This window comes from Halobacillus rhizosphaerae, from assembly GCF_046719735.1.
Lineage (GTDB): Bacteria > Bacillota > Bacilli > Bacillales > Halobacillaceae > Halobacillus_B > Halobacillus_B rhizosphaerae.
In genome coordinates this window covers 1-21,294 of sequence record NZ_JAUTWQ010000004.1, presented here as the reverse complement: position 1 = coordinate 21,294, position 21,294 = coordinate 1, and the positions used below count along the sequence as shown (strand labels likewise).

Here is a 21,294-nt window from a genome sequence, read left to right as displayed (position 1 = left end):
CTAATTTAAAGCAAGCAAGTGGATGAATTAGCACCCTCGTGTCATCCACACACAGAAGACCCGAACCAACGGAAATCAATGGTTCGGGTTTTCTAGCAAATAATATTCTATGTTTCATCCACTTGCTTTGCTTATTTGTATATCATTTATCGGCTTTTTACAATCATTTGAACAGCTTCGTTAATCAGTTCTTCAGCAGAGCCGCCTTCTTCCTGAGCTTCACGGATACACGTCTCTAAATTCTTGGCAACAATATATCCAATTGCCCGGTCCATAGCAGATCTTGCCGCTGAGAGCTGTGTGATGACATCCTTGCAGTCTTTTTCTTCTTCCATCATCTTTAAGACGCCTCGTACTTGCCCCTCTATCCTCTTTAAACGATTCTTGGTTTCTTGTCCATACCGCTGCTGATCTTTAATGTATTCCATATCTATTCCTCCTTAACCTAAATCCCAGACCCTATCTATACTATCTGACTCTCCACTGATTTTGCATTCAATGTGTATAATATTATAATAGTAGAAACTCTCATAAAAAGGAAGATCATCATGTCCATAATCAGTGAACTCAAAGATATCTACCCTTCTTTAATTCAATCCACCCCTCAAAATGAAGCCAATTTTGACGATTACTTCTGGTATCAGACGAATGACATGGAAACCATAGGAATATTAAGAATAGAAATGACCAATAGAGAAAGTCAAATGCTGCAAACCTTCTTATCGCCATTATTGACCACTCACTTAGTTGAAACAGAGCGGGAAAAAGAGTGGGCTTCCTATCTTTTTGGAAAGGAAGAAACGTTCAAAGCTGATTCTCCTGGCTATTATCGTTTTGTTTTCTTTTCCATCGGTGATGATACGGCTCAGCGGGATACCATTAGAGAAGCCTTGCAATCACTGTTTCCAAGTGTAATGCCCATCATCTGGGAAAATGACCAAAGCGGATTCATTGTAGAAGAAGCTCAAACTTTAGACGATGATCCCATCTCTTTTCAAAATGTGATCGACGTATTAATGAGTGATTTCTATACCTCCATTAAATTCTTTGTCAGTGAATTTTCTGCTGATCTAAAGGAAGCGCCGGCTATTTTCGAGTGGTCAAGAAACTGTTTTGAAAAAGCAAAACAGCACCGCATTGGATCAGTGGTTACTTATCAAGACATGATCCCCTACCTGTTTATCAACAGTTTATCTGAAGAAGATTCAAACCATATTGTACGATCAGTCTTTAAACAGGTAATAGATGACCGGGAACTTTTGCAAACCGTCCAAGTCTTCCTAGAATCGGGGTCCAATGCCAGCCTCGCAGCGAAAAACCTCTTTATGCATAGGAATAGTTTACAATATCGCGTCGATAAGTTTATTGAAAAGACAGGCATAGATGTGAAAGATTTCAAAGGAGCACTCACGACTTACTTAGCTTTAATGAAATTAAAAAGATAAACAAGGTGCACAAAGGGGAGCAGAATTCTTTGTGCACTTTGTCTATTTACCCTCCCATTAAACTTCGATAAGCTTATAACATACTCAAGAAAGCGATTTCAAACCACACAGGGAGGCTATACTTATGGCAGAGTTACAGCTCAATAATATTGAAAAAGTGTATGATAAAAAGGTTACAGCGGTTGAGGATTTTAATCTTCACATTAACGATAAGGAATTTATTGTTTTCGTAGGACCATCAGGCTGCGGGAAATCTACCACCCTTCGAATGATTGCCGGTCTTGAAGAAATTACAAGTGGTGATTTCATCATTGATGATAAACGTATGAATGATGTTGCCCCTAAAGACCGTGATATTGCAATGGTTTTCCAGAACTATGCTCTTTATCCGCATATGAATGTCTATGACAATATGGCATTTGGATTAAAGCTGCGTAAGATGGACAAGCAGGAAATCGACCGCCGGGTGCAAAATGCTGCTAAAATTCTAGGTCTGGAAGCCTTGCTGGATCGTAAACCAAAAGCCCTTTCTGGCGGTCAGAGACAGCGTGTCGCCCTCGGACGTGCAATTGTACGTGATGCAAAGGTATTCTTAATGGATGAACCTTTGTCTAACCTCGATGCTAAACTTCGGGTGCAAATGCGTGCAGAAATTCAAAAGCTTCACCAGCGGCTGCAAACGACAACTATTTATGTTACCCATGACCAAACAGAAGCCATGACGATGGCCACTCGGCTTGTGGTTATGAAAGATGGGATTATTCAGCAAGTCGGAGCGCCAAAAGAAGTGTATGATAAACCTGAAAATGTATTTGTTGGTGGCTTTATTGGTTCTCCTGCCATGAACTTCCTGCACGGAACGCTTGGAGAAGACCATATTATGCTCGGAGATATTCAAATTGCTGTACCCGAAGGAAAAATGAAACCTCTGCGTGAACAAAGTTATGTAGGAAAAGAAGTGATCTTAGGCGTACGGCCAGAAGATATGCATGACGAACCTTTATTTATAGATGCTAACGAAGATAAGAAGATCAAGGCGCAGATCGAAGTAGCTGAACTGATGGGATCTGAATCCTATCTTTACTCCAAATTGAATGATCAGGAATTTATTGCTCGAGTAGATTCCCGCTCAGATATCAAAGGCGGAGAAGAGATTGATTTGGCAATTGATATGAATAAAGTTCATTTCTTTGATAAAGATAATGAACAGCGCATTCGCTAATTACATCATTTCAAATCGCAGCAAATATTTGCTGCGATTTTTATATACCTATAATATCTTCAAGACCGCACTCGCTGCATATAAACAAATGAAGACAATCGTCAGTAGATTGCTTATCTTCACGTACTGTGTCAGTCCGTGTATGAACGATATTTGAACGAGATTCATTTAGAAAGTCCGTGATTCTCCCTCGATCTTCCATTTCCCCTTTACAGGCAGGACATCTATACGCCATTTCCTCCCAGCCATTACAAATCCCGCATTCTTGCATGAACTGTTCCCTCCTTGCAAAAAATAAGGAGAAAGGGCGCACCCTTTCTCCTTTGTCATTCGTATTTATTTTTGTTGTTGTCCACCGAACTGTTGTTCAGCCATTTGAACTAGACGTTTAGTGATTTCTCCACCTACAGAACCGTTAGAACGGGAAGTAGTGTCAGCACCAAGTTGTACGCCAAATTCTTGAGCGATTTCGTATTTCATTTGGTCTAAAGCTTGTTGTACACCAGGTACAAGAAGCTGGTTGCTTTGTTGGTTAGCCATGTTGTCTCACCTCCTGCGTGTAATAGTAGTATGATCAGTGATCATATTTTTTATCACACTTTTTTTTTGGTAATTACAGGTAATTATTATAGTGAGAAAACAATGGCTGAAATCCATCTGAACTTACTTAGCGGTAGGCTTCGTCATCGCTTTAGGATCAACATATTCTTCAAATTGCTCTGCGGTTAATACACCTAGCTCAACAGCAGTTTCTTTAAGAGTTTGATCTCTTTCAAAAGCCGTCTTAGCAACTTTCGCTGCATTTTCATAACCGATGTGTGGATTTAAAGCGGTAACAAGCATTAAGGAATCACGCAGGTATTTTTCAATTTGCTCATGATTCGGCTCCAGACCGCTTACACAACGTTCATCAAAGGAAACTAAACTATCCGCTAATAGCTGTGCAGATTGCAGGAAGTTATAAGCAATCACGGGTTTGAATACATTTAATTCAAAATTGCCCTGGCTGGCTGCAAAACCAATAGCTGCATCGTTCCCCATCACTTGAGCTGCAACCATGGTAACAGCTTCACTTTGAGTGGGATTGACTTTACCTGGCATAATGGAGCTTCCAGGTTCATTAGCAGGAATAGTGATTTCCCCAATTCCGCAGCGCGGGCCGCTTGCCAGCCAGCGGACATCATTAGCAATTTTCATGACATCAGCGGCCAGTGCTTTGAGTGCACCGTGGGTATGAACAAGTTCATCATGAGAAGTTAGCGCATGAAATTTGTTAGGTGCTGAAATGAAATCCTTCCCGGTCTCTTCGTTAATCTTAGCTACCACTTGTTCTGAGAAGTCTTCATGGGCATTCAGACCTGTACCTACTGCAGTTCCTCCGATAGCCAATTCTTTCACATAACGCACACTATCGATGATCATACTCTCGGTTTTTTCAAGCATACGGTGCCATCCGCTGATTTCCTGACCCAAGGTAAGCGGAGTAGCATCTTGTAAATGGGTACGTCCAATTTTCACGATCTCATTAAACGCTTCCATCTTTTCTTTCAGTGTTTCTTTTAATTGTGTAATGGAAGGCAGTAACAGATCTTCAAGCTTACGCACGGACGCTACATGCAATGCCGTCGGATAAGTATCGTTAGAGCTTTGAGATTTATTAACATCATCATTTGGATGTAAGGTGAGGTCACTGTTTTGTTCTTTCAGCCACTCATTCCCTACATAAGCAATCACTTCATTTACGTTCATATTGGATTGTGTACCGCTTCCCGTCTGCCAAACCACAAGCGGAAAATGCTCCGTCAATTCTCCTGATAAGATTTGATCTGCGGCATAGCCGATAGCATCAGCTTTCTTTTCTTCCAGAAGACCAAGTTCAAAGTTGGCTCGTGCTGCACTTTTTTTCAAAATGGCAAAGCCCTCAATAATTTCTACTGGCATTTTTTCATTGCCGATTGGGAAATTTTCTTTACTGCGCTGAGTTTGAGCAGCCCAATATTTTTCTGCTGGTACTTTTATTTCGCCTAATGTATCTTTTTCAATTCTGTAGTCCATGTAGATCCTCCCTTTACTAAATCTTTGTTTACTTTATTTATTGTATCAAGTTTCACGATAACAATCATTAACGCCCTTCCGTATTTTCAAACAAATTTCGATAAAATGTTATCAGACTATTTACACTTTTCAGTTAATGGTGTATAGTAAGTACTATCATTAAGAGAGGGGGCTGGAACGTTACTACATACGTGAGAATGGGAGGGATGGATAAGCGTTTGTAATCGTTTCTTGCTTAATCTTTTGGGTTAAAATCGTGGGAAAAAGAGCCTCTAAAAAGGGCTCTTTTTTTGCTGCCATGATGAAGCTTTCGTAGTTTAATTCTAGCTGTGAATACAGCTATGAACACGCGTTGATCAATCCAGTCAAGAAGAACTAAAATGGTAGTTGACCAGTTAAAAAATCATAAGAAAAATCACCTTTTTATTCCTATGTTAAGATAAAATAAGAGTGAGGTGATCCGATGCCAAATGTGTGGACTCACATTATATTTGCAGAAGATTTATGTAAAAAATTAGGCAGGAAAGATTTACTGGAAACTTCCGCGCCACTCCTTAATTACGGAGCCCAGGGGCCTGATCCCTTCTTTTATCACCACTTTTGGCCATTAGCAAAGGACCAGCATGTAAGTGAAGCAGGTATGAAACTCCATACCGAACAATGCGGCCCTTTCTTATTGAACATGATCAGAAAAGGAAGAACAATGGAAAATCAAGTCCAGGCCTTCATTCTCGGATTTGTGAGTCATCATTTACTTGACCGTAATACCCATCCTTATATCCATTACCGAGCTGGCTATGAAAAAAATAAGCATCAGCTGCTTGAAGTGAATATTGACACGCTTATGCTGAAGAAACAGCGTGGGCTGGATTCATGGAAAAGTCCCGCGTTTAAAAAGTTTTCTCTCCAACTAAAAAGGAAGCCCATTGCCCATCTGCTTGAATCCCTAATCGATGAGTACTACCCAGGGTTGTCCTCATCCTTACCTCGCCACTACTTACTTCAATCTTATCGAGATATGAAGCAGGCGCAAACGATATTATTTGATCCATGGGGATGGAAAAATAAAGTCTTAGGCACTATGGTTTCTTCCTTTTCCCATCAACCTATTTCGAATGATAAGGATTATTTAAACGAGCAGAAAACCTTCTGGAGACACCCAGCGACTAATGAAGCAATCCAGTTATCATTTTTGGAACTGTATGAGAGAGCTTTTTCAGAAGCGGCAGAATTATTTTCCATGATCCTGGACTATTGGAAGCGCGGGGAGTCTCCTCTTCTTCATAATATTGAAGAAAAACTCGGTAATATTTCATATGATACCGGCTTACCCTTGAGCCTGAATTACACAAACGTATACAGTGATCCAATTGTGTAAAAGTGTGATGACACTCAAAAGGTTCTAACGCAGCTGATCAAATGTGTATCATGTATGGACCATGCAGAAAATCCGAATCATAAGAGCCATGATTCGGATTTTTTACCGCTGAGAATCTTCAGTTACGTACGGGTGACGACCTCTGACGCTTTATTCGTATGTTCTTTCGCTTCCTTAGTGCCTTTCTCCACATCTACAAGCTGAAGTAATAGGATGCCTGCAATAAAGAATACCAGGAGTGACAATATTCCGAACCTGCTTGACCCCGTTAACTGACCGACAAGAGCAAACACAAACGGTCCGAAAATTGCAGCAAACTTCGAAGAAATCCCATAAAATCCATAAAACTCAGCGTGGCGGTCTCCGGGCACCATCCTTCCAAAGACTGATCTGCTTAGTGACTGTGCCCCTCCCTGGACAAAACCAACACAAATAGCAAGAATATAAAAGTGCAGCGCAGTGGTCATAAAATAGCCCAGCGCGACGATAGCCAAATAGATAACCAGGGACAGCATTAAAGCTTTCTTTGCAGTAATCTTCTTTGCCAGCCAGCCAAAAAAATAGGCAAAAGGAATACCTACAAACTGTGTAATTAATAGAGCGATGATCAAGGAGTTACTATTAATTCCTATATCTCTGCCATAGATGGTAGCCATCTTAATAATAGTGGAAATCCCATCATTATAAAGCCAGAACGCACATAGAAAAAGCGCGAGCTGTTTAAATTGGTTCATTTCTCTTAATGTTTTTACTACACGGGTGAATCCGATCTTAGCGTAGGATTCTGTCCGCTCAACCTTCACTTTTTTTTCTTCGACGATATTTTTAAACAAAGGAATCGAGAAAATGAACCACCATATCCCTACAGATACAAAAGCCAAGTGGGTTCCCGCCAAACTATTAGGTAAACCAAACCATTGGAATTTCAGGATCATTAACAAATTAATGGCAAGCAGAATCCCGCCTCCGATATAACCTAAAGCAAACCCTCCTGCCGAGACTTTGTCAATCGATTCATTATCTGATACTTCGGGTAAAAAGGCATCATAGAAGGCATTGCCGCCTGAGAAACCGATTGTACCGACAATCATTAAGAAAGACGCTAATAGGTAGTCGCCTTCCCCTACAAAGGCAAGCAGGACGCTTGCAATCATCCCCATAAATGCAAAAAACATGAGAAACCTTTTTTTGGCCGCTGAATAGTCACTGATTGCCCCTAATATAGGTGCACATACGGCCACGATTAAAACCGCTATGGATTGGGAATAACCCCAGTAGCTGGCAGCCAGCGATTCTTTTAAACCTTTTGCAGCTACGTCATAATAGAAAATTGGTAAAACGGCTGCCATAATTGTGGTAGCAAAGGCTGAATTACCGAAATCATACAGCATCCAGCTCCATACTGGTTTCTTCTTCATTATTTAGCCCCCATGATTAACCCCTGTTTTCTCTAGCTTAGCAAAATATATTCACAAATAGCTTAAATTATAGAAATTTTTACAAATATGAGGAGGAATCACATTGAAAATTGCCGTATTTGGAGGCACTGGCCGGGTCGGGCACAAAGTAATCAAGCAGGCACTTACAGAAGGCTTTCTGGTGAAAGCACTAGTTAGAGACGTACAGAAAGCTTCGTTGGAATTGAAAGGAGCAGAGCTGATAGAAGGAAATGCAAGGAATAAAGTCGATATAGAAAGAACTTTGCAGGGATGCGACCTCGTCTTCAGTTCTCTTAACACGGATAAAACAGATACTTTATCTGTGGCCATGCCTCATTTAGTGGAAACAATGATAAAGGAGAACGTCACCCGAATCATTTCTATAGGAACTGCAGGTATATTAAACAGCCGTTTAGAAGCAGGAAAGTACCGTTTTGAGTCTAAAGAATCGAAACGAACGACAACGTTTGCAGCAGAAGAGCATCTCAAAGTACTGCAAACCCTGCAGAAAAGCAATTTAGACTGGACAATCATCTGTCCCACTTATTTACCAGATGGACCTATGGAAAGAGAACCGCGATGGGAAATTGATTATCTTCCTGCAGGAGGAAAGAAGATTACTGTGGATGATACCGCCTTATTTGCATTTAATGAAATTAAGAACCCTCGTTTTTCAAGAAAACGAGTAGGAATCTGCTATTAAACGAGCAAAAAAAAAGAGTCCGGGATGCGGACTCTATTTTTTATAAGGTCGGAAACCAAAAAATTCTTCTAAGGTTCCTTTATTATTGTATATTTGTTTGGCTGCTTCTTTACCTACGTATCTTACGTGCCAGGGTTCATAGGAATAACCCGTAACATCCTCTTTGCCTTTTGGGTAGCGGATAACGAATCCATACTCGTGAGCGTGGTTTGCCAGCCACTCCCCTTCGTCGGTTTGACGGAAGGATTCTTCCAGCTTGAAGGACATCTGTGCAGAGGTTAAATCCATTGCCAAGCCTGTCTGGTGTTCACTGGTACCCGGTTTAGCTGAAACTTTGTTAGCTTCCTTTTCTCCATAAGCATTCACATTACTTTGATACACATTCTTCTGTCTTTCGTAAGAGCGGTAACCGGAAGCTGCTACCAGGTCAATGCCTTGCTCCTTAGCTGCAGCAAATAATTGCTCCAGAGCATGAGCCGCTTCTTTTCGCATTTGCTTCTTCGGCTTAAATTCATCGAAATAGAAAGGAACGTCGGGAACGGTAAGATCAGGTGGTGTATACCCCTCTGGGAGCGTCCTTTTTTTATTCACTACCACTTGTAAACTTTCAGGGTTGTCCACTTGAATCACTTTATCATCAGGGATCGACTGGGAGCTGCTATTTTGGTTCTTTTCAGAGTCTCCACCGTCTTCTGTACTCTCTTGACCATTTGCATTCTTATCTTTATCATTCGTATTATTTTTTTCTTCATCTTTAGAGCTTTGGCTGGTCGAATCTTGGGATGTCTGTTGACTACTTCCGTTTGTATCGTTTGTGGCTTCGGAATTATTCTTTCCACCGTCTGTCTGCTGGTCTAATGCACAGCCAGTTAAGGTGATACTTAATGCTGCTGCCAGAATCAATGGTTTCTTTTTCATAGTAACTACCTTCCTAACTCTCAAATCATTATTACTAATATAACATCAAGAGCAGGATATTGTACAAAAATTTCCTCATATGAATTTCCAGTCAAAAAAAGACTACTGTATGAACAGCAGCCTTGTATAAACGTTATTCCTTAGTATAAGGTTGATATTTTTCGCTTAGACGTTGAAATTCTTCACGGTCGTTATTATCGATGGCCATGTTAATCTCCTTGTCCAAGCGTTCTTTATTAAACTCGAAAATCATTTGATCTAACAGCAAGCGTGAGGCTAATCGAATACCAAAGGACAATTCTCGTTTTGCAGTAATCTCTCGACCTCTATATTCTGGGTCACGGCGTAATACGTATATCATCTTTTGCTTTCTCATGAGAAGACCCCCTTCATGCTTTTTTCCATTATGCAGGATTTAAAAGCATTTCGCAATAATTTTCTGAATATTTAGTATTATGATTCCCCTTTTTACATTATTTAAACCTGTCACAGCAACTTTTTAAGCTATTAAAAAGTTTTTATTGATAGTTTTACATTATTTTTGCTGTTGATCTATTTATAGGTGGGTTTGGTATTCTCTCCCATTGAGAAAAAAACTCGAACCATTGTCTTGCACTGGTTCGAGTTTTCATTGACAGCATTAAATGAGAGAATACGCAGCTAACCTCGCCCGCTTTTTCATGGGCATAGTCTCTTGTTAGTTCTCCACTATCCTGCGTAAGCGGGCACAGATTCTGGCAATCATCTAAGCATTCCTATTTCATTATTCAATTTGTTTGTACGAGTCAGTTCTGAATCATTTTTGGTTGACAAAATTCTCGGCGACTTCCAGCGTACGTTTGACTTGATGACGAACGGAAGCCTCTACATCTTCTTTCATATTGCCTTCGCCATCCACTGTTACACTCGTTCCGTACGGATTACCGCCTGCGGAGAAAACAGAGTCATCGCTGTATCCTGGCGCAGCTATGATCGCTCCCCAATGCATCATACTTGTATAGAGATTTAACAGAGTTGCTTCCTGACCTCCATGAGGATTTTGAGCGGAAGTCATAGCACTAACTACTTTATTAATTAATTTCCCTTGAAACCATAGCCCCCCTGCCTGATCAATGAATTGTTTCATTTGAGCAGGTAAAGAACCAAATCGTGTAGGAGAACTGAAAATATAAGCGTCCGCCCAATCAAGATCATTTGTAGTTGCTTCCGGCACTTCATCCTTAGTTGCTAAATAATGCTCTTTCCAGGCTGGATTTTGCTCCATTGCCTCCATAGGTGCGAGTTCAGGCACTCGGACAAGCTTTACCTCTGCCCCGAAATCCTTCGCCTGATCTTCCGCCCATTTCGCAAGCTTATAGTTGGTTCCTGTTGAACTGTAATAAATAATCGCTAATTTTACATTACTCATAGTATCACTCCTAGAAAATATAGTTTTCTTAAAGATACCTATTTCTTCCTAAGGCATGAATCAAATACACCATAGTACAGTTCCCTCTCATAAAAAACTCAAACTAAAGAATCTTCAATTAAAGATATTAAACGGTGAAAGACATAAAGCAGCCACTTCCACTCCTGCCCGTCTTACACAAAGGTACAGGTATGGCCAAACTCCGGATCATATGTACGAAGGGCACTAACAACGGAATACCTAACATCTATACTTAGGGCTGCCAAGAAAATTTGCGGAAAATAAAAATAACCTGACAAAACTGTCAGGGTTTATATGACTAATTCAACTGGCTGGGCATACGTCCAATAACAATTTCTCCAGCCTCGTCTGCTGGCAAGTTCCTCGAACGAAGACGTTTCACTATTATAGAAAGAAAGGATCGCTTCTTCAATTGACTGCACAGCAGGCTCAAATGAAAGCTCAATCGTTTTCGAGAATTTCATTCCTTGGTAAGACCCCTCAATTAATATGGTTTCTTGTTTCATGAAGATTCTCCTCTCTGACTAAGATAATTAATGATAGCTTACTTAACCATACCCTCTCTTTACTAAAATTAACCACTTAAATTTTCACCATAGGCAAAGATTCTTGCCACCACCAAGCAATATGGTTTGGGAAACCTTTTTTTCTCTAGACTCAATAGCGAGGAGTCTGATAAGCTAAGAAATGCTTTACAGTAAGATTCGGAGGAGCCTGTTCAATGACGGAATATGAAAATTTGAAAATGGGAGAAAAGGGAGCCTGGGTCAGTATTGTGGCTTACTTAGTTCTTTCAGCATTAAAGCTTGTCATAGCTTCTCTTGGTAATTCTGAAGCATTAAGAGCAGATGGGTTAAATAACACCACTGATGTGATTGCTTCTGTAGCTGTATTAATCGGTTTAAGGATCTCCAGAAAACCTCCAGATGAAGACCATCATTATGGTCACTTCAGAGCAGAAACCATCGCCTCTCTCATCGCTGCATTTATCATGATGACGGTTGGAATAGAAGTTATTATTGGAACGGTTCAGGATATATTAAATCATAAAACCACGGAACCTTCTTTACTAACTGGCCTTACAGCTATTGGAGCAGCAGTAGTTATGATCGGTGTATATCGTTATAACATCAAATTATCTAAGAAGGTAGACAGCAATGCTTTATATGCAGCTGCACAGGATAATAAATCAGATGCTTACGTAAGTATTGGTGCAGCACTTGGTATTTTCGGCGCCCAATTCGGTTTATACTGGCTAGACCCGCTTGCTGGTTTTATAGTTGGATTAATCATCTGTAAAACCGCCTGGGATATTTTCAGAACCGCCAGTCACAGTCTTACTGATGGTTTTGATGAAGAAGAAATTGAAACGATTAAGAACTCGATTTCGGAACATCCCGATGTATGGGCAGTAAAAGATGTGAAAGCCAGACTTCAGGGAAACCAGACCCTGGTTGAAGCAACTATTCATGTAAATCCAGATTTTTCCATAAAAGAAGCCCATGCGATCACCGATGAATTAGAGGAGAAATTAAAAAAAGAAAGAGAAATTTATTACGCTCATATTCATATTGAACCCTATGTAAAAAAAGAGCGGTGAGGTTATGAGACCCTCACCGCTTATTCGTTTGCAAAATATTTATTTAAACTGCGGATATCCTTCCAGCCATAAGCCGTTTCTTCATATGTGCCCTTTCCTATTGTAACTTTCTCTGCCTCCACAGGATGTGCTCCGCATTTTATATAAAACTTACTAGAAGGATTATGTGTCAGCACCCAGACAAGCAATGAGCGGTAACCAGCTCTCTCCATAGATGCAGCAAAGGCTTCTAATAATTGGCTTCCATACCCTTTTCCCTGATATTCATCAAGCAAATAAATAGAATAAATCTCTCCATCGTACCCATAATTTTTTGTCCGCTCTTTCCCTCCAGAAACAAACCCCACCACTTCATGATCATTGTTTTCGATCACATAGGCGATTTGACCATTCACAGGTTTTCTAAGAACAGTTTCCCAAAGGGTGACTCGATTTTCCAGCGTTATATTACTTAGATCTCTTTCATCAATTAAGTCTTTATATGTAGATTTCCAGCTGCTTACATGGATATTGGCGATTGTTTCTGCATCTTCAAATTTAGCTTCTCTTATATGAGCCATGTCCGCTTCTTCCCTTCTAAAATGATCTCTCTTCTATTTTATCAGAAAAAATGGTGCCACGCTTATGGCACCATTTTTCCTTACTGACACTGAAAACTGGAGATCTGTCTCGTATCTAAACCTGTATAAAACCATTGGCGTTGGACGCGATTCCATCTGAATCCTGCTACAGATGTTCTGCCAATAAAGGTAGGGTAGAACCAAAATGACCGTCCATTATTCAGCCGAACCCATGTGTAGCGGTACAAGCATCCCCAAAAAGATCCGGGATCTACAGCGGTTAAGCTGGGACCTTGATTTCCTGGCGGTGCAAAAGGCGGTGGTGGGAGCTGTCCTGCTCCAAACGGAGGCTGACCTGGGCCAAAACCCGGATTGCCTCCTGGAGGTCCTGGAGGTCTGCCACCTGGACCTCCTCCCCCTGGGCCTGGTCCGAAACCTCCCTGGCCAGGACCGAAAGTTCCCGGATAGGGACCTCCTCCAGGAAATCCTTGCTGTCGGTACATAACGATCAATTCCTTTCGCGAAAGTATCCTTATAGATTATGCACCGTTTAGGCGGGTGTGCTTAGATCGTCATGAGAAAGACAGCGGCAATTGCACCTAATACTACGAAAATAATATTCAGGTTCAGCCAGGCTATGAACACGGCAAACAAACCAGCAATGATTCCAACCTGCGGCGCTTCTGGCTTAACACTAATAATTCCTGGGAAAATCAATGCTCCAAGGGCAGCATACGGAATAGCATTCAGCCAAGCGTCCACCCATTTGGGGAATACAGCTTGATTGATAATAATGACCGGTAGAAAGCGTGGTATCGCAGTTACAATCGCCATCCCAATAATCATCCAAATGATCATACATCTTCCTCCTCATCATCTAAAATAAACACACCGATCAAAGCTCCTAATAACGTTCCAAGAATAATCGACCACCCTTGTTCCATTCCTAACCGTTGACAGATAAAATTAATCAGCATGGCAAGCAAGGCAATTCCAGCTAACCTGTATTGCTTTTTTACAGAAGGAATTAATAATCCTATAAACATGGCAAAGAGAGCGATCCCCATGCTTTCACTTAATCTTGGTGGAATAACATCGCCAAGAATCCCTCCAAGGTAAGAACCACCTGTCCAGGAAGAATAAGCCGTGAGGAACAGTGCAGCATAAAACCATCCGCCGTAGTCTTCCTTTGCTTCCTTTCTATAAAGAGTGGATACGGTAAATGTTTCATCCGTCAGGCCTAGACTTAATGGCAGTTTAGCTTTCAGAGAAATATCTTTTAACCGATTTACAAATGATAAACTCATTACAAAATGACGGAAATTCAAAACGAAGGTGGCGATAACCACCTCCATTATTCCTGTGCCTGCTGCCACCATGCTTACAGCTAGAAATTGAGCAGCTCCAGCGAAAACAGCCATACTCATGAAAGTTAGTTCCCAGGTGCTTAAACCCGATTGTCTCGCTAATACACCGTAGGTCAAAGCGATCGGCAGATATCCAAGCATAATGGGTAATCCAGCCACTACCCCTCTGCGAACCATATGGAATTGATTAGAAGTTTCTGTCTTCCTAATTGCCCGCATATTCATGATTAATCCTCCACTACGTTAAATTTGTATTATTATACCAAAACACCCCGACCCCTGTAAGATATAGAGAAAAATTCATTGACTTTCCCCTTAACCTCCTTTATATTTACATTAATTACTTCAATACGTAAAAGCGTCTAAGTAAAAAAGAAAACATTCATTGGTGTTCCATAGTAAAATAAGTAAAGAGCAGTTCAAGAGACTGGATGGCTGCTGTAAATCCAGGCCTTGCTTATTTGAATTACAGAACGAATTACCAGCCGATGAGAACGAGAGTGGATGAATTTTCATCAATAAGGGTGGTACCGCGGAGTTGCGAGCTTCGTCCCTATTTACTTAGGGACGAAGCTTTTATTATGAAATAAAGGAGGAAGAATCATGCTACACTTGCAGCCTAAAAAGCTCCCCCATGTTATAGAAGCAAGTCTATTGTTAATCGCCATTATAGGTGTAATCAGTTACTTTATCATTAAACTTCAAAGTGTCCCTCATGTACCAATATTAATTGCTATCTTAATTATGATCACCTATGGTTTGCTGAAAAACATGTCCTTTAATCAGCTTCAGCACGGAATGATCCAGGGGGCCCAGACGGGGATGGGGGCTGTCCTTCTCTTCTTTCTAATTGGAATCCTTATTTCCAGTTGGATGGCAAGCGGGACGATCCCCGCCTTAATGACGGCAGCCTTTTCTCTAGCGGGCGGTCCATGGTTTCTAGCGATTACATTTGCAGTAACCGCGATTGTCGGCGTAGCTTTAGGCAGCTCATTTACTACGGCAGCAACCATCGGGGTCGCCTTTATCGGCGTAGCAGAATCTATGGATGTATCTCTTGCCATGACAGCTGGCGCTATCGTGTCTGGTGCTTTTTTTGGCGATAAAATGTCTCCATTATCCGATACAACAAACCTAGCCTCCACTGTAGTCAAAGTAGACTTGTTTGAACACATTAAAAATATGTGCTGGACCACAATCCCTGCCTTTATCATTACCTTTCTTCTGTTCATGTTCTTATCGACTAATAAAACAGGAGGCGAACAATTATCCTCCTTTCAATCAGGAATTGATCAAACTGGTTTAGTGGACTGGAGTTCATGGATCCCTGTTGCTATTCTTGTATTGCTTACTGTTTGGAAGCAGCCAGCATTTATATCCTTAGCTGTCAGCAGTCTTGCTGCCACACTCATTGCCGGGATGCGCGGAGTGATGTCCTGGGGAGCCTTATGGACATCTTGGTTCGATGGGTATACTGCTGATACGAATAATGAAGCAGTCAATCAATTACTTACTAGAGGTGGAATGAACGGAATGCTGTTTACCATTTCTCTAGTCATACTAGCTTTGGCCCTTGGAGGATTATTCTTTGTCACAGGAGTCATACCTGCTGTTCTGCATAAACTTCAACAATCGTTGACCACAGCTAAAACTGCTACTCTCTCGGCTGCTTTAACAGCAATCGGTATTAATATCGCCATTGGCGAGCAATATTTATCTATTCTGTTGACGGGAGAAGCCTACCAGGATATTTACGAAAGAGCAGGACTTGCTAGAAAGAATCTCTCCAGAACACTAGAAGATGCAGGAACCGTCATCAATCCTTTGGTTCCCTGGAGTGTATGCGGAGTGTTCTTATCAGGAGTGCTCGGGGTTCCAGTCATCGATTATTTACCGTTTGCTTTCTTTTGTTTGTTATCACCAATTTTGACCATTATTTTTGGGCTGACAGGAAAGACACTGACACCCAGTCCCTCTTCAGCCGAGTCTCTAAAAAAAATTAATTAAAAAACCGCCAGGACCAAGCAATCCAATAGAGCTTAAAACCCGAACCAATGGAATGGTTCGGGTTTTCATGATTAGCAAATATGCAACGTCAAAACTCTGTTCTACTCAGAGTCTCTCTTTCAAGTATTAACATTCCTTCAAATGCAGGATCCTCTCTGCTTCTTCCATTCTTTACGCAGTAGTGAAAAACAATGATGGTCATAATAAGTCCCTTTATATAAATGTTTATCTCTGAAAATCCCCTCATCAGAAAAGTTGAGCTTGGAAAGCAGATTTTTGGATCTTGAATTTTCCAAAGCTATGTAGGCATGAATTCGATTCAAATTCATGGAGGTAAATCCAAAAGCAAGCAGCGACTGAAGGGCTTCATTCATATAACCCTCTCCCCAGTAGTCCGGTAGTAAATCATAGCCAATCTCCGCCATATGATTCACCTGATCCCATTCATGATATCCACATGTGCCGATTAAGACACCTTTTGTTTTGAGTTCAATTCCAAACCGATTGAACGGTCGCTCTTCTTGTGGAGAATACCACTGTATAAATTCCTCTGCCTGCTTCTTCTCCTTAAAGGGCTCTTCATCATAGAGATACCTGCCAACTTCTTCATTAGAGAACAAGGTGTAAATAAAAGACTCGTCATTCTCGGTCAATACTCTTAAACGAAGCCGTTCGGTCTCAAGCTCTGTATGAAACATAATTTTTTCTCTCTCCTTAAATGACTAATGCATGATATATTCCTGTTTGAATCCCCTACTCCGCCTCCCAGAAGAATTCCATCTAAATGAACCACCATGTATAGAAAACGCCTGACCATATAAACTATAAAAAAGGAGTGGAGGTTATGGAAGAACATTCCTCAAATGATATACAGGCCACTGATGAATCCTGGCATATGGGACATGCAGAAGCTGAGGAGATTTTGGAGGACCTTGCTTTTTACCGGACACTAATTGCAAATGTTATTTTTATAGGAAAAAAGGGATCTAAAGACTGGGTGCTGGTAGACTGCGGCATCCCACACTACGGAACAAGAATTATAGAAGCGGCAGAAAAACGATTTGGCAGCCAGCCTCCGAAGGCAATCCTGATAACCCACGGACATTTTGATCATATCGGATCTGCTAAGAAGCTTGCCGAGCATTGGGGGGTAAGTCTGTATGCCCATCCAATGGAAATGGATTATCTGACTGGAAAAAGAGAATACCCTGTAGGTGATTCTACAGTAGGGGGAGGATTGTTTACCATTATGTCTCCCTTTTTCCCTACCCATGCTCCAGATCTAGAGAAATGGGCAGAACCACTTCCTGAAGATGGAACGATTCCATTCTTGCCTCAATGGCGGGCCATTCATACACCGGGACATACACCGGGACACTTATCGTTCTTTCGGGATAAAGACAAGGCACTGATAGCTGGGGACGCAATTATAACTGTAAAACAGGAATCAACGCTCGCCGTCTTTATTCAGCATCAGCACGTCCATGGGCCACCTGCTTATTTCACTCCTAACTGGGAGGAAGCAGAACATTCAGTTAAAAAACTAGCTGCTCTGCGTCCTCATACAGCTGTAACTGGTCACGGCCTGCCCATGGACGGGGAACTATTAGCAGACCAATTAGATGAACTTGCCGTGAATTTCAAAGAATTAGCTATTCCTAAACACAAGAAACATCTTCACTAGCTTTATAAAACCCTCGCGCCAATTCCTTATAGGTAATTGGCGCTATTACGTTTTCTCTTGGTTGAGCTCTTCTTCCTCCAATAAAGCAGAAAGTTTAGCAAGCCCTTCTGCCAGCCTCGGACTAGGCCGGCAATACAGCGACTCTTCCAGCACATGAATTTGATTTTCAGTTACTGCCTTTATACTCTTCCAGCCCGGCCGTTTCTTCAGAAGTTCCGGATTCATTTTCTCTTCTTTCACTCCTACCCACACCATACAAATATGATCAGGATTTCTTCTTTTTACTTCATTCCAATCGGTTTGCACACTGGCGGAACTCTCTGTAGCAAAAAGGTTATACCCTCCTGCCAGCTCGCTGATCTCCGTCAGCCAGTTTGGATTTCCTGGAGTAAATATTGGTTTCGGCCACCATTCCCAGTAAAGTGACGGTGTTGTTTTTCTTGCGGCGGCTTTTTCCTTGTAAAAATGGATCTCTTCAAGAAATTCTGCAGCTTTCTTTATTCCTATTTCAGGCACACTTATTGCGTTGCCCACTGTTCGAATATCATTTGCAATTTCCTCAATGGAATTTGGATTTAAAATAATATAAGGAAGTCCTTTTTCTTTCAATCCTTCAATATTCTTTTCCATACCTGGGACACTGAGTGAAGCCAAGACGAGGTCAGGATTTAACTGTTCTACTTTTTCTATATCAATCGATAAATCCGGTCCCAATTTAGGAAGGGAATGAACTTCTTCAGGATAATCAGAATAATTGTCGACACCAACCAACAACTCTACTTTGCCCAAATAAGCGATAATCTCAGTATTGCTAGGGCAAATCGACACAATTCTCATAATTTCACCTCATTTTTCAGAATAGCCTGATGTTTCATTTTCTTCCATTATAGCTTATATTTAACTTAAGAAAAAAGTTGAAAGGAATGAACCCAGGTGACCACCACTTTATATGATAGCTCAAGGGGTATTGTGGAATTTACATACCAGGGCAGCGGTCCAGCGATACTGCTCCTTAAAGGCGGCCACTCCACAAGAGACACAAACTTATCGCACAGCAGTTTGGTTTATGAAGGGTATTCATTGTTAACCATTTCAAGACCCGGATACGATTATACAGAGGTTTCCACCGGCAGAACACCTGAAGACTTTGCCGCTACCATAATAGAAGTACTGGATCATCTTCAAATAGAAAAAACTGCAGTCATTGCGATTTCTGCAGCAGGGCCGACAGGGGTAGCTTTAGCTGCCGAGTACCCATCACGAGTTACGAAGCTGATTATGGAAGCCGCCCTAACCCGCCCTTTGGAAAAAGAAATGGCTATACTTGGCAAGCTATTATTTGGGCCAGCGGAGAAAGTCTTTTGGGGCAGTTTAAAGACGATGCTGAAGTTCTTCCCTGATCTGGTGATGAAGCAGATGACTGCTGAACTGACGACGGAAGATGCGGAGGAATATGTGAACCGCTTATCCCCAAATGATCGCCGGTTTATCTATGACATGCTTGCCACTTCTCAATCCGGCAAAGGATTTTCTTTAGACTTAACTCATGAAACACCTGATCTTAGTAAAGTACAAGTCCCTGTATTAGGCATGTATTCACAGAAAGATAAAACCGTCCAGTATACGAATGCTCAATTATTAAAGTCAAATGCTCCAAATTGTGAAATTTTCGAAGTCGATTCGGACAGTCATTTAATTTGGATTGGGAAGCACGCCAGTCATGTATGGGAAAAACGACTAGAGTTTTTAAGCCATTGAACAAGCGAGGAGGATCAAATTGGAAGAAATAAGAGTAAACCAAATTTTAGATCGGTTTCTAACGTTTTATGATAAAGCTACTATTGAATGCGCCCATTCTGAACGAAGATATCAATTGTGGAAGAAATATTACGGTTTCGCAGCTGTACCTCCTGGAGATATTGGAGAACAGCTTGCTAGAGAAATGCTTGACTATGCTTGGGATAAATATTCATTGGTGTACGATAAAATTAAATATTGGGAAGCTGATTTACTAAGAATTCATGAGCTGACTCTGCTAGTGAAAGAAAAGCTTCAATATTCCGACTCCCTGGATTTAGAACTACTCTTTTTTGTGGGGACCTTTGAATCTGAACCGTTCATTAAACGCAATCAGAACAATTCATTAACTATCTGTTTCCCAGTGGAATCAGATTGGAGTGATTTTCGATTAGCTCAGGAACTAGCGAATGCCGTGCATTGTATGAAGTCCGGTCTCTCCCCGAATCTAAATCGTTCACTTGCTGAAGTTATATTCCAGGAAGGTTTGGCTCTCCATACAACACAGCAGGTCATGACGCTGGATACGAACAGAGAAACAAATTTACTATGGGGACATGATAAGTGCAGTCAAGAGCCCAACAGGATAATGATGAATCTCATTCCTTATTTACATCGCAGTGATTATGAAGCCATCTATTCATTTACCAAAGGGACAGGAGCTTCCGGGTACGAAAGGGAAGCAAACTTTACAGGCTGGATGCTGGTGAAATATTTAATTAAAAAGGGATATACTCTTCCTGAACTTTCCGCTATTCCAAGCAGTGGAGTTAATAAATTTGTGGAACAGTCGCTATTTTCATTACTTGACCATGCGTATCTTATTCAGCCTCAAGATTAATTTTTTTAAAATAGCACCTATCTTTTTCCAGAAAGATCTGCTATACTTTGATTAATTATTGTTGTTCGATAAGATTCATAAAAGAGAAGATGTATCGCAATGATGTCGTCTTGATTGAATTATGAAGAGCAAGAATAGTAATACAATGTGGAGATACATCCACGCAGGAGGTTTTTGTACATGGTAGAAGGTACAGTTAAATGGTTCAACGCAGAAAAAGGTTTCGGTTTCATCGAAGTAGAAGGTCAAGACGACGTATTCGTTCACTTCTCTGCGATCCAAGAAGAAGGTTTCAAATCTCTTGAAGAAGGCCAAGCCGTGACTTTTGAAATTCAAGAAGGTCAGCGCGGACCACAAGCAGCTAACGTTCAAAAAGCATAAATCACAAAGGCTCCCCCTAGTGGGAGTCTTTTTTATGAGAAGATTTATTTTCTTGAATGAGGCCCAATTTCTAGAGCTTCCCCCCCAGTAACTTTCCCATTTTATAGGTTCGCCTCTTAGATGGAAAAGTAAGGAATAAGCAACTCCAGTCACCGCTGTCATCGTTAATAAATTCTTTTTTCCTTTCCCCCTTTCTTTTTCTTTGGGCGTCTGTTATACTAAAGTTAATTATTGTTGTTCGGATAAGAATCAGAAGAGAAGATGCTTCAAAGTGATTTCGTCTTGATTTAATATGAAGAGCAAGAATAGTAATATCTTGTGGATTATATATCCACGCTGGAGGTTTTCGTACATGGTAGAAGGTACAGTTAAATGGTTTAATGCAGAAAAAGGTTTCGGTTTCATCGAGGTTGAAGGTCAAGACGACGTATTTGTTCACTTCTCTGCGATTCAAGAAGAAGGTTTCAA

26 protein-coding genes are annotated in these 21,294 nt (G+C 41.0%); 11 read left to right on the top strand and 15 right to left on the bottom strand.

Annotated elements, in window-relative coordinates; genetic code table 11:
- Positions 1-146: 146 nt before the first annotated feature.
- On the bottom strand, positions 147-428 hold the full coding sequence (locus Q7A53_RS06715; RefSeq protein WP_411788369.1) for a metal-sensitive transcriptional regulator: 282 nt from the start codon (positions 426-428) through the stop codon (positions 147-149).
- A 120-nt stretch (positions 429-548) separates the two neighbouring features.
- On the opposite strand from Q7A53_RS06715, the gene Q7A53_RS06710 reads away from it, so the two are divergent.
- Together Q7A53_RS06710 and Q7A53_RS06705 are read left to right on the top strand one after the other, a co-directional pair.
- Positions 549-1,445, top strand: coding sequence for a PucR family transcriptional regulator (locus tag Q7A53_RS06710; RefSeq protein ID WP_411788368.1), 897 nt, complete (start codon positions 549-551; stop codon positions 1,443-1,445).
- Between the two features lie 124 nt (positions 1,446-1,569).
- On the top strand, positions 1,570-2,667 hold the full coding sequence (locus Q7A53_RS06705) for an ABC transporter ATP-binding protein (protein WP_411788367.1): 1,098 nt from the start codon (positions 1,570-1,572) through the stop codon (positions 2,665-2,667).
- 40 nt (positions 2,668-2,707) lie between these two features.
- On the opposite strand, the gene Q7A53_RS06700 is transcribed toward Q7A53_RS06705, so the two are convergent.
- From Q7A53_RS06700 to fumC, 3 genes are all read right to left on the bottom strand, one after another.
- Entirely contained in the window at positions 2,708-2,938 is a 231-nt protein-coding gene (locus Q7A53_RS06700) for a hypothetical protein (RefSeq protein WP_411788366.1), read from the bottom strand.
- A 65-nt stretch (positions 2,939-3,003) separates the two neighbouring features.
- The gene (locus Q7A53_RS06695) at positions 3,004-3,207 is read right to left on the bottom strand and encodes a small, acid-soluble spore protein, alpha/beta type (RefSeq protein ID WP_411788365.1); all 204 of its coding nucleotides are present in this window, start codon (positions 3,205-3,207) and stop codon (positions 3,004-3,006) included.
- A gap of 123 nt (positions 3,208-3,330) precedes the next feature.
- Positions 3,331-4,722: a class II fumarate hydratase gene (fumC, locus tag Q7A53_RS06690; RefSeq protein ID WP_411788364.1), complete on the bottom strand. Its 1,392-nt coding sequence runs from the start codon at positions 4,720-4,722 to the stop codon at positions 3,331-3,333.
- A gap of 463 nt (positions 4,723-5,185) precedes the next feature.
- On the opposite strand from fumC, the gene Q7A53_RS06685 reads away from it, so the two are divergent.
- Positions 5,186-6,100, top strand: coding sequence for a zinc dependent phospholipase C family protein (locus Q7A53_RS06685; protein WP_411788363.1), 915 nt, complete (start codon positions 5,186-5,188; stop codon positions 6,098-6,100).
- Between the two features lie 122 nt (positions 6,101-6,222).
- Here Q7A53_RS06685 and Q7A53_RS06680 read toward each other — a convergent pair whose 3' ends face one another.
- Positions 6,223-7,518 carry an MFS transporter gene (locus Q7A53_RS06680; RefSeq protein WP_411788362.1) on the bottom strand — a complete coding sequence of 432 codons (1,296 nt, stop codon included), beginning with the start codon at positions 7,516-7,518 and terminating at the stop codon, positions 6,223-6,225.
- Between the two features lie 103 nt (positions 7,519-7,621).
- Here Q7A53_RS06680 and Q7A53_RS06675 point away from each other — a divergent pair, with 103 nt between their 5' ends.
- Positions 7,622-8,242, top strand: a complete 621-nt coding sequence (locus Q7A53_RS06675) for an NAD(P)-dependent oxidoreductase (protein ID WP_411788361.1) — start codon at positions 7,622-7,624, stop codon at positions 8,240-8,242.
- A gap of 33 nt (positions 8,243-8,275) precedes the next feature.
- On the opposite strand, the gene Q7A53_RS06670 is transcribed toward Q7A53_RS06675, so the two are convergent.
- From Q7A53_RS06670 to Q7A53_RS06655, 4 genes are all read right to left on the bottom strand, one after another.
- A complete protein-coding gene (locus Q7A53_RS06670; RefSeq protein WP_411788360.1) occupies positions 8,276-9,160 on the bottom strand; it encodes a M15 family metallopeptidase in 885 nt (294 codons plus the stop codon).
- Between the two features lie 133 nt (positions 9,161-9,293).
- Positions 9,294-9,536 (bottom strand): IDEAL domain-containing protein, encoded by a 243-nt coding sequence (locus Q7A53_RS06665; RefSeq protein ID WP_411788359.1) that lies wholly within the window; start codon positions 9,534-9,536, stop codon positions 9,294-9,296.
- A gap of 420 nt (positions 9,537-9,956) precedes the next feature.
- A complete protein-coding gene (gene wrbA, locus Q7A53_RS06660) occupies positions 9,957-10,568 on the bottom strand; it encodes an NAD(P)H:quinone oxidoreductase type IV (protein ID WP_411788358.1) in 612 nt (203 codons plus the stop codon).
- A gap of 311 nt (positions 10,569-10,879) precedes the next feature.
- A complete protein-coding gene (locus tag Q7A53_RS06655; RefSeq protein ID WP_411788357.1) occupies positions 10,880-11,095 on the bottom strand; it encodes a hypothetical protein in 216 nt (71 codons plus the stop codon).
- A 215-nt stretch (positions 11,096-11,310) separates the two neighbouring features.
- Between Q7A53_RS06655 and Q7A53_RS06650 the strand changes: the two genes are divergently transcribed.
- A complete protein-coding gene (locus Q7A53_RS06650; RefSeq protein WP_411788356.1) occupies positions 11,311-12,189 on the top strand; it encodes a cation diffusion facilitator family transporter in 879 nt (292 codons plus the stop codon).
- 20 nt (positions 12,190-12,209) lie between these two features.
- On the opposite strand, the gene Q7A53_RS06645 is transcribed toward Q7A53_RS06650, so the two are convergent.
- The 4 genes from Q7A53_RS06645 to Q7A53_RS06630 all read right to left on the bottom strand — a co-directional run bounded on the left by Q7A53_RS06645 (position 12,210) and on the right by Q7A53_RS06630 (position 14,341).
- Positions 12,210-12,749 carry a GNAT family N-acetyltransferase gene (locus Q7A53_RS06645; RefSeq protein ID WP_411788355.1) on the bottom strand — a complete coding sequence of 180 codons (540 nt, stop codon included), beginning with the start codon at positions 12,747-12,749 and terminating at the stop codon, positions 12,210-12,212.
- Between the two features lie 80 nt (positions 12,750-12,829).
- On the bottom strand, positions 12,830-13,252 hold the full coding sequence (locus Q7A53_RS06640) for a hypothetical protein (RefSeq protein WP_411788354.1): 423 nt from the start codon (positions 13,250-13,252) through the stop codon (positions 12,830-12,832).
- 61 nt (positions 13,253-13,313) lie between these two features.
- The gene (locus Q7A53_RS06635) at positions 13,314-13,607 is read right to left on the bottom strand and encodes an AzlD domain-containing protein (protein WP_411788353.1); all 294 of its coding nucleotides are present in this window, start codon (positions 13,605-13,607) and stop codon (positions 13,314-13,316) included.
- Positions 13,604-14,341: an AzlC family ABC transporter permease gene (locus tag Q7A53_RS06630; RefSeq protein WP_411788352.1), complete on the bottom strand. Its 738-nt coding sequence runs from the start codon at positions 14,339-14,341 to the stop codon at positions 13,604-13,606. Before Q7A53_RS06630 ends, Q7A53_RS06635 begins: the two co-directional genes overlap by 4 nt.
- A gap of 378 nt (positions 14,342-14,719) precedes the next feature.
- On the opposite strand from Q7A53_RS06630, the gene nhaC reads away from it, so the two are divergent.
- Positions 14,720-16,123 carry a Na+/H+ antiporter NhaC gene (gene nhaC, locus Q7A53_RS06625; protein WP_411788351.1) on the top strand — a complete coding sequence of 468 codons (1,404 nt, stop codon included), beginning with the start codon at positions 14,720-14,722 and terminating at the stop codon, positions 16,121-16,123.
- Positions 16,124-16,260: 137 nt separating this feature from the next.
- On the opposite strand, the gene Q7A53_RS06620 is transcribed toward nhaC, so the two are convergent.
- A complete protein-coding gene (locus Q7A53_RS06620) occupies positions 16,261-16,821 on the bottom strand; it encodes a GNAT family N-acetyltransferase (RefSeq protein WP_411788350.1) in 561 nt (186 codons plus the stop codon).
- A 146-nt stretch (positions 16,822-16,967) separates the two neighbouring features.
- Between Q7A53_RS06620 and Q7A53_RS06615 the strand changes: the two genes are divergently transcribed.
- Positions 16,968-17,807 (top strand): MBL fold metallo-hydrolase, encoded by an 840-nt coding sequence (locus Q7A53_RS06615; protein WP_411788349.1) that lies wholly within the window; start codon positions 16,968-16,970, stop codon positions 17,805-17,807.
- Between the two features lie 45 nt (positions 17,808-17,852).
- Here Q7A53_RS06615 and Q7A53_RS06610 read toward each other — a convergent pair whose 3' ends face one another.
- Entirely contained in the window at positions 17,853-18,644 is a 792-nt protein-coding gene (locus Q7A53_RS06610) for a cobalamin-binding protein (RefSeq protein WP_411788348.1), read from the bottom strand.
- Positions 18,645-18,740: 96 nt separating this feature from the next.
- On the opposite strand from Q7A53_RS06610, the gene Q7A53_RS06605 reads away from it, so the two are divergent.
- From Q7A53_RS06605 to Q7A53_RS06590, 4 genes are all read left to right on the top strand, one after another.
- Positions 18,741-19,565 (top strand): alpha/beta fold hydrolase, encoded by an 825-nt coding sequence (locus Q7A53_RS06605; RefSeq protein ID WP_411788347.1) that lies wholly within the window; start codon positions 18,741-18,743, stop codon positions 19,563-19,565.
- A gap of 19 nt (positions 19,566-19,584) precedes the next feature.
- On the top strand, positions 19,585-20,445 hold the full coding sequence (locus tag Q7A53_RS06600) for a hypothetical protein (protein ID WP_411788346.1): 861 nt from the start codon (positions 19,585-19,587) through the stop codon (positions 20,443-20,445).
- Between the two features lie 180 nt (positions 20,446-20,625).
- On the top strand, positions 20,626-20,826 hold the full coding sequence (locus Q7A53_RS06595; protein ID WP_411788345.1) for a cold-shock protein: 201 nt from the start codon (positions 20,626-20,628) through the stop codon (positions 20,824-20,826).
- Between the two features lie 352 nt (positions 20,827-21,178).
- On the top strand, positions 21,179-21,294 hold a 116-nt coding region (locus tag Q7A53_RS06590; protein ID WP_411788446.1), incomplete at its 3' end, for a cold-shock protein.